The organism is Methanosarcina sp. 1.H.A.2.2, from assembly GCF_000979975.1.
Classification (GTDB): Archaea; Halobacteriota; Methanosarcinia; order Methanosarcinales; family Methanosarcinaceae; genus Methanosarcina.
Genome location: NZ_JJQL01000012.1, coordinates 1 through 2,613, shown reverse-complemented (window position 1 = coordinate 2,613; position 2,613 = coordinate 1). Strand labels below are relative to the sequence as shown.

Annotated in this window: 1 protein-coding gene; it reads left to right on the top strand. The window is 42.3% G+C overall.

All coding sequences use genetic code 11. The annotated features are described in order from the left end of the window. Positions 1–656: 656 nt before the first annotated feature. Positions 657–2,613, top strand: a 1,957-nt coding sequence (locus EO93_RS02365; protein WP_048160998.1) for a lectin like domain-containing protein, incomplete at its 3' end; no start/stop codon positions are given.

Genomic DNA, 2,613 nt, shown 5'->3' with positions numbered 1-2,613 from the left:
ATAAGATGTACTTTTTTTGGGGAAACTATTCTCTGGCTTAATTGGCAGAAAAAATGGAAAATAAGTTCCAGTTAAAGAGTGAGTTTAAGAGGACCCTATTTCTATTGGGAACCACTCATTAGAAACAGGCCCTGATTGAGTGTTAAATAATAAGAAGAAAGACGGCAACAGTATCGACAAATTAACTTATTTCCACCCCTACACAGAGAAAAAATATTTTTTAAAGAATAAAATTTATAACAATAAAGCATTTCGATTTTTTTTAAAATTTTTATTTTTACTTTCAATAAATATTTATACGTCCGCAAACTTATTTACTTTGAACAAAAGAGAAAATATCCAGCCTTTAGAATCTAATTTTAAGATACACATTCATTTTAAGGGGATATTACCTACGCAAATAACTTGAGTATTTCAGTAATAAATATACAAAGTTAGGAACGAACTTATATCTAAATTTCATAAATTAACCCCCTGGAATTTTATTAAAGAGGGATTTACTGAAGAATATTAATTACACTGATGATCGTTGAAGATCCGCTTACGATTTGTATATAGTCCGGAGATTTGAATCCAGAAAAATCCCCGCGTACCAGTTACTCTGTACTATCTTAGTCAGTTAACCAAAAATCGATCCTACCCGAGGCCGAGAATTCTTGAAGAAAATAAATTCCCTCCTGCTTACATTTACAATCTTATTTTCGTGCTTATTCGGCATCCCGAACTTTGCCGCCGGAAGTGTCGAAAACTTAGATCTGCCCCTGAACAATAAATCCATTTCAGAACCTGCGATTGAAATGGCTCCTCTGAACCCCGAGTTTCTGGAGCCCGAGCAGTCAGATACGGTTGAGCCCATCTCGTCTTCTGATTACGGCCACATTTCAGGTCCTGGATATATACCCTCTCCGGTAAACCTCTCAGGGCTCTCAAGGCCTGTGGAAAAACTTTTGTTTAGAGTATCAGGCCCGGAACTTCCTGCAACATATGACCTGCGTGCGGAAGGAAAGGTCACCTCTGTGAAGAACCAGGGACAGACCGGAAGCTGCTGGGCCTTTTCGAGCATTGCATCCCTTGAATCCTACATTATGGGGACAGAAAAAGAAAGCCGGGACTTTTCCGAAAATAACATGAAAAACTTGCTATCTTCGGCATATTCAGAGGGTTTCGACCGTGCACACAGTGACGGCGGCAACGCTTTCAAGTCAACAGCATATCTTGCCCGCTGGGCCGGACCGGTAGATGAGGCAGACGACCCATACAAAGATTACTCAGGATATTCTCCCCAGGGGCTTCCCGTACAAAAACATGTCAAGGAAGTGCTTTTTCTTCCCGGGAAAACGGGATCTCTGGACAATAAGGTGATCAAACAGGCACTTATGGATTACGGAGCCGTGTACTCCACAATGTACATGGATAAAAACTATTACATGGAAAATAACCATGCCTATCGATACACAGGCTCAGGTGAGATCAACCATGCAATAACTATCGTAGGTTGGGATGATTTTTTTGATCGGAATAGGTTCAAACATGTCCCTCAAGGGAACGGGGCTTTTATCGTAAAGAACAGCTGGGGAAAGGCCTGGGGAGAAGGAGGATACTTCTATATTTCCTATTATGACACCAGGCTCGGATACGAAGAAAACGCAGTGTTTACAGCTGCAGAGAAGGACAACTTTGACTACATTTACCAGTATGATCCACTCGGGTGGATAAACTCACTGGGATATCCTGAATATTCAACTGCCTGGGGGGGCAATGTATTTTCTTCGGAAGGGATCGAAAAACTAGAGGCTGTAGGATTCTATACTACGGATCTTGATACGACTTACGAGATATACGTTTATAAAAATCCAACTAATGGACCCATTAATCAAGAGGGGAACTTTGTTGTAAAAGAAACCGGCACTTACCCGCTGCCCGGATACCATACTCACCTGCTGAATTCTCCAGTAAACCTGACGTCCGGGGAGAAATTTTCAGTGGTTATAAAGTTCAGCAATCCTTCCTTCGAATATCCTCTTGCATTTGAGCAGCCTCTTGACAGTTACAGCAGTAAGGCACAGGCAAACCCCGGAGAAAGCTATGTAAGTTCGGATGGACTCAGCTGGCAAGACCTAATATCAATATCCAAATTTTCAGAAACAAACCTTTGCATAAAAGCTTTCACTGCTGAAGCGCCCCCTGAGGCTGACTTCTCCTCAAATATCACCAGCTGGGTTTCTCCTCTCACAGTCCAGTTTACGGACCTCTCGAAAAATGCCTTTTCCTGGAAATGGGATCTTAACGGAGACGGAACTGTGGACTCAACAGCCCGGAACCCGGTCTACACCTATACCTCCTATGGAAATTATACTGTCTCGCTGAATGTCTGCAACAGGAACGAGCTTGACTCCGAAACAAAGAGCAATTATATAACAGTGACTCCACTCTCAATAATCTCTGCAAACCCCGGGATAAATATCACGACCTATGGAGGAGAGGAGCAGGAGTTCAGTATCAGCACAAACCATTACAGTACTGTAAACTGGTACCTTAACGGAGTGGTAAAGCGTTCTGAATCCGGTGTTAAAAGCAGTTCCTATTCCAACAGTGCTCTCTCCCCTGGAACTT